This is a genomic window from Candidatus Limnocylindrales bacterium, assembly GCA_035559535.1.
GTDB lineage: Bacteria > Moduliflexota > Moduliflexia > Moduliflexales > JAUQPW01 > JAUQPW01.
Window position 1 is genome coordinate 21,981 of the sequence record DATMBG010000032.1, and the last position, 16,254, is coordinate 38,234.

The 16,254-nt window shown below is 44.9% G+C and carries 12 protein-coding genes; 8 read left to right on the top strand and 4 right to left on the bottom strand.

All coding sequences use genetic code 11. The features are described 5' to 3' along the window. Positions 1-46 precede the first annotated feature (46 nt). The 6 genes from VNM22_10020 (at position 47) to VNM22_10045 (ending at position 7,010) form a co-directional block, all read left to right on the top strand. On the top strand, positions 47-1,240 hold the full coding sequence (locus tag VNM22_10020) for a glycosyltransferase family 4 protein (protein HWP47486.1): 1,194 nt from the start codon (positions 47-49) through the stop codon (positions 1,238-1,240). 108 nt (positions 1,241-1,348) lie between these two features. Further along, complete coding sequence (locus VNM22_10025; protein HWP47487.1) at positions 1,349-2,413, top strand: glycosyltransferase family 4 protein; 1,065 nt, start codon at positions 1,349-1,351, stop codon at positions 2,411-2,413. A gap of 69 nt (positions 2,414-2,482) precedes the next feature. Continuing rightward, positions 2,483-3,559 (top strand): glycosyltransferase, encoded by a 1,077-nt coding sequence (locus VNM22_10030; GenBank protein HWP47488.1) that lies wholly within the window; start codon positions 2,483-2,485, stop codon positions 3,557-3,559. Between the two features lie 153 nt (positions 3,560-3,712). Continuing rightward, a complete protein-coding gene (locus VNM22_10035; protein ID HWP47489.1) occupies positions 3,713-5,368 on the top strand; it encodes a phosphate ABC transporter substrate-binding/OmpA family protein in 1,656 nt (551 codons plus the stop codon). A 20-nt stretch (positions 5,369-5,388) separates the two neighbouring features. Next, complete coding sequence (locus VNM22_10040) at positions 5,389-6,189, top strand: hypothetical protein (GenBank protein ID HWP47490.1); 801 nt, start codon at positions 5,389-5,391, stop codon at positions 6,187-6,189. Between the two features lie 5 nt (positions 6,190-6,194). Further along, positions 6,195-7,010, top strand: a complete 816-nt coding sequence (locus VNM22_10045) for a vWA domain-containing protein (GenBank protein HWP47491.1) — start codon at positions 6,195-6,197, stop codon at positions 7,008-7,010. 76 nt (positions 7,011-7,086) lie between these two features. Here VNM22_10045 and VNM22_10050 read toward each other — a convergent pair whose 3' ends face one another. From VNM22_10050 to VNM22_10060, 3 genes are all read right to left on the bottom strand, one after another. Further along, a complete protein-coding gene (locus VNM22_10050) occupies positions 7,087-7,851 on the bottom strand; it encodes a class I SAM-dependent methyltransferase (GenBank protein HWP47492.1) in 765 nt (254 codons plus the stop codon). Between the two features lie 414 nt (positions 7,852-8,265). Beyond that, positions 8,266-11,496 carry a WD40 repeat domain-containing protein gene (locus VNM22_10055; GenBank protein HWP47493.1) on the bottom strand — a complete coding sequence of 1,077 codons (3,231 nt, stop codon included), beginning with the start codon at positions 11,494-11,496 and terminating at the stop codon, positions 8,266-8,268. Between the two features lie 75 nt (positions 11,497-11,571). Then, positions 11,572-12,054 (bottom strand): ThiF family adenylyltransferase, encoded by a 483-nt coding sequence (locus VNM22_10060; protein HWP47494.1) that lies wholly within the window; start codon positions 12,052-12,054, stop codon positions 11,572-11,574. 377 nt (positions 12,055-12,431) lie between these two features. On the opposite strand from VNM22_10060, the gene hisD reads away from it, so the two are divergent. Next, positions 12,432-13,748 (top strand): histidinol dehydrogenase, encoded by a 1,317-nt coding sequence (gene hisD, locus VNM22_10065; protein ID HWP47495.1) that lies wholly within the window; start codon positions 12,432-12,434, stop codon positions 13,746-13,748. 3 nt (positions 13,749-13,751) lie between these two features. After that, complete coding sequence (locus tag VNM22_10070; GenBank protein HWP47496.1) at positions 13,752-15,365, top strand: ParB/RepB/Spo0J family partition protein; 1,614 nt, start codon at positions 13,752-13,754, stop codon at positions 15,363-15,365. A 19-nt stretch (positions 15,366-15,384) separates the two neighbouring features. On the opposite strand, the gene VNM22_10075 is transcribed toward VNM22_10070, so the two are convergent. After that, on the bottom strand, positions 15,385-16,254 hold the full coding sequence (locus VNM22_10075; protein ID HWP47497.1) for a carbohydrate ABC transporter permease: 870 nt from the start codon (positions 16,252-16,254) through the stop codon (positions 15,385-15,387).

Sequence of the window (16,254 nt, forward strand, 5' to 3'; positions counted from 1 at the left end):
AAAATTTTTAATAACCCCGGATTCTCTGGGTTCCGGTGGCTTCTCTATGAAAATCGCCTTTGTTGTCCAAAGATACGGCCTGGAGGTGCAGGGGGGCTCTGAAAGTCTTTGTCGTTCCATCGCAGAACGGATGAAAAAGTACTTCCAGGTAGAGGTCTTGACAACTTGTGCAGTGGATTACCTGACCTGGAAGGATTATTATCCATTGGGTCCGGTGGAGATTAACGGGGTCCTCGTCCGCAGGTTCTCAACCCATCTACCCCGAGATATGAACCGATTCAATACGTTTGTTCGAAAACGTATTGCAAACCAAAAACCTTCTCTGCCGGATCAGATAGAATGGATGTGGCTTCAGGGGCCGCTTACCTTTGATTTAATAAGATATCTTAAAGAATTCCGAGAGGAATATGATTTATTTATCTTCTTTACTTACAGTTACTTTACCACTTACCTGGGAATTCAAATCGTTCCGGATAAAAGCCTCTTAGTTCCAACCGCCCATGACGAACCTCACCTTTATCTTGACATTTTTAAACCGATTTTTCATCTCCCCAGGGCTATCATTTACAATACAGAAGAGGAAAAACGTTTAGTCCAGCGGGTATTCGGTAATACCCATATTCCCAGTGAAGTCGTGGGAAGTGGGGTTTCTGAACTGGAAGATTCCGGCGTTGAGAGTTTCGAGAGTCCCTCCATAACGGGTCCTTATATTCTCTACATAGGAAGGATTGATGTCATGAAAGGCTGCAAAGAGCTTCTGGATTATTTTATCCGCTATGTGGAGGATACCGGCAGAGACATAAAACTGGTTTTGGTGGGAAATAATTTCATGCCAATTCCAAAACACCCTCAAATCTCCCATGTGGGGTATGTGGGGCAAAGGGCAAAATATAAGCTTATGGAACAGGCCAGGGTTTTAGTTAACCCTTCTGAGTACGAAAGTCTGTCTTTGAGTGTATTGGAATCCTGGTCCGTTGGAACACCGGTATTGGTTAATGGTTGCTCGGAGGTTCTGGTAGGCCATTGTTTACGAAGCCAGGGAGGACTCTATTATACCAACTACGGAGAATTCAGCCTTTGCCTGGATCTGCTCCTCTCTCAACCCGAACTTCGAGTAAAAATGGGTGAATACGGGCGTCAGTATGTACGCACCAACTATGCCTGGGATACGGTTGAAGAAAAATATCTTAAGTTGATTACGGCTGTTAAAAGCCAGGGGGTAGGAGATCCTGGGCTGTGAAAGCTTTCAAGAACAAAAACTATTGCCTTTAAAAATAAGAATAAGAACTTCTCGGACGAGAAGCTTTCTGGCCTACTCTCTACTGCCCATGGATCAGTGACTGCGGTAATGAGACAGATTCATCAAATCCTTCCTTGTCTAACTTCTGGAGATGCCATCGGGAATCATACCTTGGAAATTCAAGAGATTCTTCGTAGGTGGGGATACCCTTCTCACATCTTTGCCGATGATATCCACCAAGAGATGCGCCCATTTGCGAAACCTTACCTTCAATACAAGAAGTATAGCTCGCCGGATAACCTGTTGATTTATCATTTCTCAGTAGGATCTCCTATCTCAAAACTGGTCCGGACATTACCCGATAAAAAGATCCTGATCTATCATAACATTACGCCTCCGGAATTTTTGAGGGGATTTGAAGATTTCACCTACGAAGTTCTTAAAAGAGGCCGGGATGAACTGAGAGATTATCGAGAGGTCTGTCAACTGGCTTTAGGAGACTCCGAGTTTAACCGATTAGAGCTGGAGGAAATGGGTTTTAAATCAACCGGAGTTTTACCGATTATCATAGATTTTGACAAATACAAGACCCCTCCCCGGCTATCCATCGTGGAAAAGTATCGGGATGATTATGTTAACCTGCTGTTTGTAGGTCGGATCATACCCAACAAAAGACAGGAGGATGTTCTCCTGTCTTTTTATTTTTATAAAAAATATATCAATCCCAAATCCCGGCTCTTCCTGGTAGGGCTCAACGGGATTGAGAGATATGACTTCATGCTGGAAGAGTTGATAAGAAGGCTAAAACTGGACGATGTTTATTTCACCGGGAAGGTTCCGTTTGAAGAGCTGCTGGCTTATTATCACATCGCCCATGTATTTCTTTGCCTGAGTGAACACGAGGGATTTTGTGTTCCCCTGGTCGAGTCCATGTATTTTAAAATTCCCATAATCGCCTACAATGCGGGAAGTATCCCCTATACCCTGGGCAATTCAGGTATCCTGGTTCATTCCAAAAAATACGAAGAAATTGCCGAAATGATCCATCTCCTGGTGGAGGATTCCGATTTCAGGAGAAAAGTAATCGAATCCCAGACGCAACGACTGGCCTTCTTCCATAAATCCAGACTCGAAGAGATCCTCAGAAAGTATATCCGGCAGGTAGTGGGTTGAAAGACGCAAGGGATTGGTTTTCTCTCTTTGCGTCCTAAAAATCCCCACGTTCTGTATTCCGGGGTTAGCATGATTATCCAACTTCTCCCGTCTGTCCATAGTGGTGATGCTGTAGGAGATAGCGCCTTTGAGATAAGTAAGGCACTTTCGGAGATAGGAATTGAAAATCATATCCTGGGGATTCATATTGACGACCCCCTTCGGGATAAGGTAATAGATTTTAAGGAGTTTAAGACTTACGATACGCCTGATACCGTCCACATCTACCATTTTGCAGTCCCTTCTCCCATTACCTATGTCTTCCAGGAAGCTCAAGGGAAGAAAATCCTTATCTATCACAACATTACCCCTCCCCACTTTTTTGAAGGCTACTATCCGGAACTGGTGCAGATGACCGTAACCGGTCGTCACGAGATCAAGCTTCTTGCGGACTGTACAGATCTGGCCCTGGGAGATTCGGAATTTAATCGTAGGGAACTGGAAGCCTACGGATTTAAAAAGACCGGAGTACTCCCTTTACTCATTGATTTCGATAAATATAAAGTTCCACCTGATTCCACTATTTTGAAAAAGTTCGGCTCTAAAACGGTGGGTACAGAGAAAACCATTAATCTTCTCTTTGTTGGACGGGTCTCGCCCAACAAAAAACACGAAGACCTTATCAAAACTTTCTACTTTTACCAGAAATACATTTATCCCTCCTCGCGACTGCTGTTGGTCGGTAAATATAAAGGCATGGAAAAGTACCTTCAATTTTTACAAGGCCTGGTGAAAAAACTTCAACTATCTGAAGTTCACTTTGTCGGACATGTCTCTTTAGAAGAGTTGATAGCTTTTTATAAAGTATCCCACGTGTTTTTATGCCTGAGCGAACATGAAGGATTTTGCGTTCCTCTGCTGGAAAGTATGGTTTTCGATCTTCCCATTTTAGCTTACCGCTCCACGGCAGTCCCCTTCACCCTCGGATCTTCTGGAGTCCTTATCAACGAAAAGCGTTATGAAGAAATAGCCGAGATGATCCATCTGCTCATAACCGACCCGGCTTTACGGGAAGCCATTATTCAGGCCCAAAGAAAACGATTGATGTTTTTTTCAAGGGAACGGGTAAAGGGGATACTCCTTAACTACCTCAAAACCGTGATTTAACATCAACTTTACGCTAAATCAACTGTATAGCCGGCTTCAGGGGAACCGGGTTGGGTTTTAGAGAATATTTCAATCTAACCGGGTATTATATCTTGACTCTGTCGGCAGGTAGGATATAATTAGGTTAAATCCTCTAGAAAGGAACGGACAGAGATGTTAAAGAAATTTCTTATTACTTTAATTTGTCTGATAATTGCAGGCTTTCTGATCATTAATAAATTTTACCCGGAGTTGATTCAGAATCTTGATAAGACTAAGGGGACTTCTGAGGAGAAAGCGTCTGGTTCCTTGGAGCAGGGGAAGATCGTGGCCAGCAAAGAACTTCCCCGTCTGGGTCCTCCTGGGGATTATAAACCCCAGGGAGATACGGTCGATGTAGAGCTTAGTGTCTGGCCGGGCTATGCTCCTTTGATCGTAGCCAATGGAGGACTTAATCCTAATCCAGATTCCTATTTCTTCAGAAAGTACGGATTCAAGCTCAAGATCGCAATCAGCGAAGCTGAAGCCGAGGCCTGGCAGGCAATTAATAGTGGGAAAAATGCCATCAGTGCCACCACAGTGGATGTATTAGCCCTGTACGCGAACCAGTTAAAGGTAGAGGTTCCGATACAATTGGACTTTTCCCGGGGAGGGGATGGGATCCTGACCCGGAAGGAAATCAACAGTATCAATCAGCTCAAAGGGAAAGTCCTCACGGTAGCCCAATTTACAGAGTCAGACTTTTTCATTCGATTTTTAGCCCAAGAAGCCGGATTACAGGTTAAACCTCTGAAAGGATTGAAAGACCCCATAGACCCGGAACGGGTTAATCTGCTCTTCACAGAAACGGCCTTTGATGCAGCCGATGCCTTTGTAGAAAGTGTGGAGAAGGGAGATCAAATGATTAGTGGAGCGGTAACCTGGTCCCCGAAAACCATCGAAGTCCCCAAGGCCTATCCGGATAAGATCAAGCTATTGACCTCGAATCGGAACCTGTTGGTTGTTGCAGATATTTTGATTGTAAATGCCGGATTTGCCCGACAGAATCCGAAGATTATGAAGGGACTGGTGGAAGGAATCTTGATGGGCGTGGAGATGATTCGTAAAGATCCAGAAAATACTTTACCGGTTGTTGCCAAGGCTTTTAATATGAGTCTGGAAGAACTACGGGAATCCCTACAAGACGTTCATTTATCGAATCATGCCGAGAACCTATTATTTTTCTCTTCAGAGCCCGGGCAAATCGGAAGTTTTAATGAGTTATATTATTCGGCGGTATACGCCTATGGGAAAGAAGTGATTAAGGATGTTGTGGCACCGGAGAAGTTAGTCAATAAAACTTATCTGGAAGAGCTTGCCCGGGAAGGGCTTTTCCAGGGACAAACCGTTGAACTGGCTCCGATTAAAAGTACGGAGAAAGCCGAGGCCCTGGAGAGGAATCCCTTGTTGACCAAGCAAATTCGGTTTTACTTTGATCCCAACACGAGTAGCCTGGACCTGACGAATCCCACAAACCAACAGACATTAAAAGATCTTGCAACCCTGCTTAAAATCTCGCCGGGATCTTATTTACTCTTGAGAGGACATCTGGATAACACCAAGGTCGAAGAGTTTAAACAGAAAGGAGAGGCCTTTTATCGTAAGCAAGCGGTACGGGCTGTTGAAATGTCCAAGCAACGCGCCGAATCTGTAAAAGCCACTTTGGTTAAAAACTATCCCATAGACCCGAAGCGAATTGACACGGAAGGGCGGGGTTGGGATGAGCCATTACCCGGTGCACAGCCAGAAGAAAATCGTCGGGTGGAAGTCCAGTTATTTACCCTGGAATAAGGGGTTAGAGAAGAAATTTTATGTCGCCGGTCCTCAAAGATCTCAAAGAAAAATATTCTATCTTACTCAAGGATCCCTACTTTTGGATGATCCGGGGGGTGATCGGTCTGGCCGGGGCTCTTTATACACCCTGGGCTTTTGCCATTCTTCCTATTGGAGAGGTTTTAGGATTAACCTGGTTCGATCAACTCTTTAAAGATAAGCTGGAACGGCAAAGGATAACGGCTCTGGAGAAAGAAAAGGAAAATCTCTTAAAGCTGCTTCCGGATAAGGATAAAGCCCGGTACATGCGGGTAGTCGCCTATATTGAGCAGGTAAAAAAACAATTAACCGACCCAGAATATCAGGAGCAGATTAATTTTGATGAGCTTTCCCTGGATTTTATTAAGAGACTGGTTCTTTTAAGAAAGGTTGAAGAGGCCGCCCGTTACATGTCCGAGGAAGCCATCACCGATGAAATCAGCAGGCTGGAAGAAATGCTTAAACAGGAAACCAACACCCGGGTTCGTACCGCTTTATCTGAGCGTTTAACCCTGCAGCAGCAACGTCTGGAACTTAAAAAAAAGGTGAATTCGAAGATACGAGAAATGGAAGCGCAGCTTGGTTTGATCGAAGATCAGATTCTTCACCTGAGGGATCTGGCCATCTCCTCACGGATTCAAGATAAGGCAAGCCAGGAGGCTGTTTCGAGTTTACTCGGGTCCGATGTGAGCGATAAAATTGCAGATTTGAGTCAACAACTCCGGATCTCATCAGAAATTGCCGAAGAGATGCAGGCGATGTTGGAAGACCCCTCCCATCGACCGCTTATGGAAAAATAAAATCTGTGAAAACCCTACGATTTCAACAACTTGGGCTCATAATGCTCCTTTTGTGGGGATACACAGGGCTCCTGACGGGATGTGAACAAAATCCTTCCCCTAAAAAACCCCCAGAAACCCCAACTCCTAAATCCAATGAATCCAAAGTTCAAGCCATTGGACCTACCCCAACACCCTATCAGATTGATCTGTCTGAGGTTCCTCTACCGACTTCCGAAACCCTTCAGAGGGATACACTGGGTTTGTTTTTCTGTCTGGATATTTCTGGAAGTATGGGAGGGTGGATAGGGAACAAAAAGAAAATCGATATCTCTAAAGAGGCCATGCGGAAGGTTTTTACCCAAATAGCCTCCTATGTCCAATCCCATCCAGAAAAGAAAGTCGAGGTGGGACTTTGTTCCTTTGATCACCGTGTGAATCTCTTACAACCCCTGGAGACCTTCGACCAAGACAAACTGGAAAGGATGATCCAACCCTTACAACCCTCGGGTAACACTGCTATCGGGGATGCCATCCTCCTGGCATTTAAAGAGATCCTCAAATCGGGAGTTGAAACCAAGGCAATTCTGGTAATGACCGATGGAGAAAATAATCGAGGGATTTCTCCGGAACTGGCCGTTGATGCCATCAAACAGGATCGAAACAATCGACAGGTTCTAACGGCAGATGTTGATGTGTTCCTCATCGCCTTCGATGTCAATGCCAGCGTGTTTGAAGGCGTTAAAAAGGCCGGTGCCATTGTCGTAGAGTCCAGAGACCAGAAATCTCTGGAAGGGGTTTTAAGCTCCATTGTGGAACAGGTTTTGCTGGAAGCTAAGTAACGCCGGATGGTTTCCAAAGGGTCTTGACGGTTCCAGATTGGGAAGGATACTTTGAGGAGGTCTAAGCAAGGGAGATTTACCTTTTCTGAAGCAGAACGATATCCTGATGCGCGTTCAATCCCCCCGGAATGTAATCCAATATCTCGAAATACGCAGAATACTGATCAAGAATATATTTTTGCGTGTGATAAGCCGTTTGATACCAGTCTGGGAATATACCCTTCCAACTATTTAAGGCTTTAAAGACAAAACCGGCTTTTTCTATTTTGTTCACCTCCTCCCAGGGAAGATTCTTCCAAAAATGATAACCGTGAACGGTTAAAAGGAGGATACCTTCAAACTTGATTACCCGACGGAGTTCCTGTAACCAGCGAAACTGATAATCTTCATTGAGATGGGTAAAGACGGATATGGCATAAACCAAATCAAATTTCTCCGAAGCATACTCCAGAGGTGGTAGGGGATGGTTAAGGCTAAAGCTGGCAAAATGAAGGTTATGGTGGCACCAGGCGATGGCTTCTCGATCGATATCCGTTCCATAGAAATGGGTAGATAAGGAACGATCTGCAAACCAGAGGAGGATACGACCACAACCACAGCCAAAATCCAGAATATGTTGAAAGGAACTCAAATTTTTACCTATCCTCAACAGAGCGGCCTCAATATCCTGACTACACCGTTTACCTACTTCTAAGAAACTTTTAATATAGGGATCCCCATGCACGCGATATCGTAAAGATGCCGGCGGGATAGGAGCAAATCCAGCCTGCCCGCCTGTCAGGTAGACCGATCGAAGATATCTTTGATCCCACAAACCCATATATCGGCAAAGCAGTTTCATATAGCACCTTCGGTAAAGGAAGGTAACAATCGGCAGAGCTTTAGCAGGTAAGTAAGGTTTGAGGATATTCCAGGTACCTTTAAGGCTGAACATTTTTTCCTTTGTTTTAAGGTAAAGGTTCATCTACAGGCTCTTTCGTTCGTTTTATGATCCTATGATTTCCTTTTATCCCTGTCAAGGGTCTGCCCGGGAAAAGTTCAAATTTCACCAGGCCGGTTCCTGGTCGTTTAGCCCTGGAGCTTTGCCGATACAGGTCGCTCCTGCGGAGGAAGGTCAGGAAAGGAACCCTTCAGGTATCTCGCTCTTATCCTGGTACGTAGGGGAGTGGGCGGATCAGGTCCAAAAAATATCCTTGAAAGAGATGGGGCCCGGGGATCAGGGTATTTTTTGAAATGCAAATGGGTAGCAAATCCCTTAGGGGACTTCATAGATACTGATGGTCCCTGTTCCTTCTCCTACGGCGAGAAGCTTACCATCGGGGCTGAAAGCGATCGATGAAGTGACATACCCTGATTCAGACAACGTTTTAATTATTTGACCACCGGCTACATCCCAAAGGGTTAGAGAATGATTTTCATCGGCCCCTTCAGAAACCAATATCCTCCCGTCCGGACTAAATAGAACCCTTCCGGTACTGAACACTGTGTGAAGAACCTGACCGCTTTCTACATTCCACAGGGCTACTTTACCCAGCTCATCCTTTAAGGCAAGGAGTTTACCGTCAGGACTAAAAATTATAGAAGATAAGGGTAGGGAAGAATAGATCTCCCGCTGTAAAGTTTTTATAACCTGGCCGGTTTGAGCATCCAGGAGCAGGACTGAGTTGTTTCGACTAATCACAACCAGGGTTTTGAAATCGGGACTGACGGTAACATATTGGATATTTCCTATATCCGTCAACTCTACCCGTGAGTTACTCCGGACCGGGTTAAAGAAAAAACCATACAGGGGGAAGACCTGCAAAATTCTGTCCACCCCTCCACTTTCCCTGTTCCAGAACAAAATAGAATCCTGACTTTGAGAAGCCAGCAATTGAGCATCCGGACTAAAAAACAGGGAAACAATATCACTGGAAGGACCGGCCAATACCTTGGCAATATCTACGGCCCTTACATCCCAGAGAAGGAGTAAGCCGTCCTCACTTCCTGTAGCTAATAAGCGATGTACCGGATCAAAGGCCAGGGAAGTAATTTTGTGATCTGTACCGCTTAAAACGGTAAGCGTTTTACCACTGCTTACCTCCCAGGAGGCAAAGGTCTTATAGCCCGGATTACCCATTGCGGCGATAATCTGACCATCCGAGCTGAAGGTGACAGAAGAAACAGGTACCTCGGATTTTTCAAAAGTTTTAATGAGACTCCCCCGCTGACTATCCCAGAGAGTTACCTGATCCTGTAAAAGGGTGGCCAAGAATCGCCCATCGGGACTAAAGACGACCGGACCTGTAAAACCTGAACTTTCTAAGCTTGTAAGCGTACTCCCTTTAGTTACATCCCACAAAATGATTTTATCATATCCCCCCGACGCAAAGACTTTACCATCCGGACTAAAGGAAAGAAAATCAAAGGGGCGGCTTGCCTCAAATGTTTTCAAAGGCTGCCCGGTAGTTCCATTCCAGAAAATAATTTTGCCATAACTGGTGGTAGCCAGCAGATTCTCCGAACTAAATACAAGACCCGTAATAGGGGTCTCATGCCCTTTAAGGGTCTTTAAGACCTGGCCATTTTCGATGCTTCGAAGGGCTATCCAATTCTGTTGGGGGCCCGTGGGAGAGATTAAAAATTTACTATCCGGGCTAAACACCAGAAGCCTAGTGGGAAGTTCGGACTCTGGAAGGGTCAAAATTGCGTTCCCATTCTGGACGTTCCAGAGTACTACTTCTGAGTGATCCGAGGAAATCAATGCCTGACCACTTGGACTAAAAAGAAGAACCTGAACAGGGTCCTTATGCCTGGCGAGCTTTTTTACCACTTTCTTCACCTCTACATCCCACAAAACAATCTGATTATCCTTTGTAACCAGGGCCAATAACCTTCCATCCGGACTAAAAGTCAGGGGGGCATTTTCAAGGGGGTCTTGGTTAAGGATCACAAAGGTATCTCCTGTTGGGATATCCCACAGTAAGACGGTATCCGAAACCAGAACCAATTGTTTTCCATCGGGTCGAAAGACCAGATTATGAATCCGATGGTGAGGGCCTCTAAAGGATTTTAAAAGTTTTCCACGTTCCAGATCCCAAAGAAAAATAGGATGATCCGGGCCTGTACCTGCAGAAGCTAAGTAGTAACGACCGCTGGAATCCTTTTTACTAAAAGCAAGGGAGGTTATCGGGGTATCATGGCCTTCCAGAACTTTAAGTAACTTCCTGTCGGCCAGATTCCATAAAGCCACTTTTTTATCTGAGCTTCCGGCTGCGAGGGTCTGGGCATCCGGACTAAAGGAAAGAGATTGAATTGAACCCGGGTGAGATTGACTGACCTGAAGAACCTGACCATCTTCTGCATTCCACAGGCTTATAGCCCCCCCGGCAACTCCCAACGTGCGACCATCCGGACTGTAGGTTACAATCTGAGGAAGGTCGTAATCTGTTGAAAAGGTCTTCACTACCTGATTCTCCAAAATATTCCATAAAATGAGGCTTTTATCCGTACTCCCTAAAACCAGAGTATGGCCGTCTGGGCTGAAATCGGCAGATAAAATCCTTGCAGAAGAACGATCCATCAAAGAACTGGTAGGTAAAGAAGTATTTCCGTTCTGACTTGATAAAGGAGGAAGACAGGGTTGAGTACTTCCGCAGTCTGGAGAGGTAACCATCGAAGTATTGTTCCTGGCCTGTTGAAGGAAAGTTTCTGTAAGCGTGGCAACCTGCCTTCGGTTCATGGGATCCCACAAAACGAGGGTTCCATTTCTATCGATAGAGGCCAAAAGTTGGCCGTTAGGACTGAAAGCTATTTTATAAATCTCGGATCCATATTGTTCTAAAGTTCCCAGCAGGGATGTGGCACTCTGGATCCCACCCGTATTCCAGAGTAGGATTTTTCCATCATCTCCCCCTGAAGCCAGTAACTTTCCTTCTGGATGAAAGGCCAGGGTATTGATCCATCCTGTATGTCCTTTTAGCCTCCCTATCTTTTCTCCCCTGTCTGGATTCCAGAGTGTAACCAGATTATCATAACCCCCTGAAGCTAAAAGCTGCCCATCAGGACTGAAGGAAAGGGCCAGGACTTTCTGATCTGTCTGTAGAGTTTTAAGCAAGTTTCCGCTTTTCAAATTCCAGAGAACAATATTATTTCCCTGGGCAATAGCTACTCGATCTCCACTTCGATCCACCGCCATGGCGGTATAGGGTTCTGAAGAAGCGTTAAAGGTACGAACGAGTTGTAAAGTCTGGGCGTCCAGGAGTTCTAATCGATCTGGAGTTAAGCCTACTAAATACTTACCTTCCGGTAGATACTGAAGATTTTTAAATTCCGCCCCACGTCCCAGTTTAAAAAGAGGCTCTTGAGCTCTGGGACGCAGGGATGGGGTTGATTTAACCTGTGAAGGCTGAGCGGGGGGTTTAATGGGTTTTGAAGGAGTTCCACAACTTATTACAAAGATCAGAATCAGCAATGTTCCAAGAACAGGTAATTTAATGCTATTCATAGGCAATTATTTGATAATACCACTGATGATGGGTGAGACACCCACGTTTGAGTCAAGCGAGGACGCTTAACCTACCTAGGTGCCCGGATCGAAAACTCTTATATCGGCCAGGGTTATCTCTCGATTGAATCTGCGTCCATCTCGAATAAAGATAGCGATAATTTCTGCGACCGTACAAACGACCATGAGGATCAGAGAACGAGAAAGCGCGACATTACAGGGAGCCTCTGGAAGTGCAGCCGCCTCGTCCGCGATAATCGAACCGTATTTATAAACCTCATTCCATTTTACTTCGGCAAATCCATCATCACTCATACCGGCATGGATACAGGGAATACCCAATGCCGAACATTCCTTGCCTATGGCTATCCGTGAAGTCCAGTTATCAAAGGTATCCACAACCAGATCGGAACCCTTGAGTAGAGACTTTGCATTTATCGGGGTAACTTCAAACGAGGACGTTTGACCTACTAACCAACCAAATCGCGCTTCAGGACGTAATACAATCGTTGAAGGATAGGTATCTATTACGTAATTCTGGAGTATACCCTCTTGCAAATTCAGATAGCGTTCGACCGCTCTTTTTAACCCATCTTCCTGGAGAAGATAATCCCTATCCAGCTCTTGGGAGTCGATCTCATAGCCAGATATTTTTTATTCCTATCATCATCATAAGGTCACTTATTTATTTTTATTTATTAGACATTTTCTCTATAAAAAGTTTCGTTGGGGTTATTTTAAAATTGCAGTTAATTTAAGCAAGATCGCTCAGCTTGTCAAGTACCCAAAACTTTCCATTGACAGCCAAAATAGGACGTGATAGAAAAAAAGAATAAATCTTCTCCTTTAGAGATCAGAGAATCGAATCAACACATGGAAAACACCTTAACTTTTTAGGACGTAGGCGTTTGATATAGTCTGAGTGAATATACAATATGAATATTAATTTCTATCACCTCAAGGACCTTTCCAGGTCAGCACGAGACCGATTATTGGAACGAACCCGAGTCGATGCCGAAGAGTATGCCGCGTTAGTTAAACCCATTCTTGAAGAGGTTCGAAGGCGCGGTGATCTGGCCGTCATCGAATATACCCAAAAGTATGACGGGGTCGATCTATCCCCCCATCAACTCAAAATTTCCGAAGCAGAGATTAAATCTGCCTATCAGCGACTTTCTTCTTCTGTTCTTAAGGCTATAGAAACGGCCATTGCCCATGTTCAAGCTTTTCATCAGAAACAGATGCCGGAGTTATTCTGGATGACTGAGTTATTTCCCGGGATCCAGGCAGGTGAAAAGATTACGCCTATTGAATCGGTAGGGTTATATGTTCCCGGGGGGAGGGGATTTTTTCCTTCCACCATGATCATGCTGGGAATTCCAGCCGTGGTAGCTCAAGTTCCTCAAATTGTTGTTTGTACGCCCCCTTTAAAGGATGGTTCTGTGGACCCAGCTACTCTGGTTGCGGCGGATCTCTGTGGAATTAAAAATATTTATCGAGTTGGAGGGGTTCAGGCCATGGGAGCCCTGGCTTATGGTACCGAAACCCTTCCTAAGGTCCTTAAAATTATAGGTCCCGGTAGTACCTATGTGACGGCAGCAAAACGAGTTTTGCGAGATGAGGTCGATGTAGGAATACCCGCCGGTCCCAGCGAATCTCTTATACTGACCGATGATACGGCAGATCCCTATCTGGCCTGTCTGGACCTGTTAATCGAGGCAGAGCATGGCTCTGATTCATCTGCTTACCTGATTACCTGCTCTGAAAGAGTAGGTCGGGCGGTTCGTCAACTCCTTCCTTCTCTTTTAGAAAAGGTACCCGAATGGCGGAGGAAATTTTGTGAAGCTGTCTTTTCTACCTATGGGGGTATTATTATTGCGGAAGATTTAGATGAGGCCATCGCCTTTGTCAATGACTTCGCTCCTGAACATTTGGAGATCTTGTGCGAAAATCCTTTTGAGATTATGAAAAAAGTTAAAAACGCTGGGGAGATCCTTCTGGGAGAATATACTCCCATTTCGGCTTCGGTTTATGCCCTGGGAACGAATCATGTTCTTCCCACCACAAGATTTGCCCGGACATACTCGGCTTTATCGGTTTATGACTTTCTCAAAAGAAGTTCTATTAGTTATTTAACCCGAGAAGGATTTGAAACTCTTAAAGATCCTGTTATAGCCTTAGCGGAGTATGAAGGATTTTTTACCCATGCTATGGCTGTTCGGGAACGAAGGTTCAAATCTGAAAAGGACTGATTTATGGGTAAATTAACCCAAATCATTAAAATCAATGAGGCTCTTCAAAAAGGAGATCGAGAAACCGCCGTTAAACTTTTGAAAGATTTGAAAAAAAGAGCCAAGGATCCCGCTGCCATCAAATTTGCTGAGGATAAATTGAGGGAGTTGGGAATCCGCAATGAGGAAGTAGCAGAAGGGACGGTTATACGGGAGTATGAGAAGATAGAGCTTAAACCCAAAGGTAATCCTTCGGGTCGTCCCTATGGGTTTCGTAATCCGAGCTTTTCAGATAGGAAAATGAGGGTCCAGGAAACTACAGGGTTAAGGACCCGGAAACCGGAGTTACGTTCCCATCAAAGCCCTACCAAGAGACCTTTTACTCAAAAACCGAAGATAGGTCGGGAGGTGCTGAAGTCCCCTGTCGAGGAAGGTAAGAAGGCAACCGTAAGGCCAGTGTTTCCACATCCTGTTGCTCCCAAATCTCCATCAGCCTCAACTACACCGGTCCAGAAGAAGCCTTTTAAGAAGAAACAGAAATTTAAACGTAAATCAAAGCTCCTGACTCCTGAAGAAATGGCTCGAAAGGAGGCAGCTCGTAAGTTAGTTAATACGTACAAAATCAGTTTTACCGGGGCCTATCAAATTGTAGATGGAAAATTAACCCTGGAAGAATATCAGGCCAAGCAGGCAGAACTGGCGGCTAAACGTGCTGCCTGGCAAGAACAGCGACGAAAACGGGAAGAACGCAAAGCAGCCGCGTTGGCCCTGGCAGAAAAATATAACCTGGATCCGAGTATTACTTATCAGATTGTAGATGGCCGCTTTACCTTGGAGGAGTATTTGAAGTTAAGGGAATTAAAACCTAAAAAGCTTCTCCTTCGCCGAAGAAAGGAAGGGGTGGGAAGTTGGTACTTCCAACAGCTCCTGCAACATCAAACCCCCCTCGTTTTTGTACTCTATAATGGACAATCCCTGGTGAGCCCTATCACAGAAATACAAAAGTATGATTTTCGCCTGGGAGAGCAAATAATTCCCAAACTGCATATTACCCATTGTTACGAAGCCAGCCAGGCCGAAAAGATCAAAGAGTTGATTCTGGTCAATGAAGAAGTCAAGGCGAAAGGTTTGGTTCCGGCTATCAAACCCATTGACCGTTATCTAATTCCGGATAAGGATTTGGAGCGCTGTCTGGAAGAAAAAAATCTTGTAACCTTTACAACACTGGGAGGTGAAGTCATCCGAGGCGTAATCGAATGGCTTGATAGTTTCCAGATTAAAGTTAATTTACAAGAAAATATGGGGGTTGTCGTATTCCGACATGGAATCCACGATGCCATCCTTCAACCGGAAGTTGGAGAAGCATCTGGACAGGCTCCCCCACAACTTGAAAAAACCCCTGTGGAAATTCCCATTGAAAAAATCTCTGTGGAGTTGGCCATTCATCAAAATACCCGATTGAATCCGGAGATAACTCAAAAAGTTCGGGAACAGACCAAAACCCTGGGGAAAATTCCGAAGCCGATCTGGGTTGCCTACGATAAAGAACGAGATGTATATGTTTTACTGGACGGGTTTCGGAGATTGACCATCGCCCAAGAATTAGGATTAAAGACTTTACCGGCAGTGGTCGAGTAATCTAAGGATGGTTATTATTTTATCCTTTAATTCCTCCGGCCCCCCATCCTTCGATCAGGTATTGCTGGATGAAAATGAAGAAAAGAAGTACCGGGATGGTAATAAGGACCCCAGAGGCCATGATCATACCCCAATCTACAACGGTTTGATTAAAAAGATCCTGAACACCTACCGGAAGGGTCTTGAGAGGATCTGAGGTGATGAGAATACGGGCAAAAATATAATCGTTCCAGGCCAGAATGAGTGTAAAGATAGCGGTGGCTATAATTCCCGGAGCTGCAAGAGGAAGGACGATGTAAAAAGCAGCTTGCAAATGAGTTGCTCCATCCACCAGAGCGGCCTCTTCAAGTTCTAAGGGAATGGTTTGAAAAAAGGATCGGAGCAGCCAGAGAGTAAAGGGGAGGCTAAAGGAGGTTAAGGCCAGAACCAGGGCGGTATGGGTATTAACCAATCCTATCTTACGGATAAGGATATAAAAGGGAATGATAATCATAATAGGAGCAAACAGGTAAGTTAAAAGCACGAGTTGGGCGAGGAGTTCTTTCCCACGGAATCGGAATCGGACGAGACCATAGGCTCCTAAAACAGACAGGACTAAGGCACAGGCTGTGGTCAAAATGGAGACTTTCATACTGTTTATAAAATAGGAAAGAAAGTGAGACCGGGAAAACAGCGCATGAAAATTGGTCAACGTCATATGCCTGGGAAGGAATTCAGGTGGATAGATAAAGATCTCTTCCGTAGGTTTAAATGAGGTCATGAGCATCCAGATCAGAGGGAAAATACTCCACAGGAGGAGAAGAATACTTCCTCCATAGAGTCCCAGGATACGCCAGGGAAACTTAAATCCCTTTTTCAGATAAATCCAACACTTTAGCCTACGACCCAT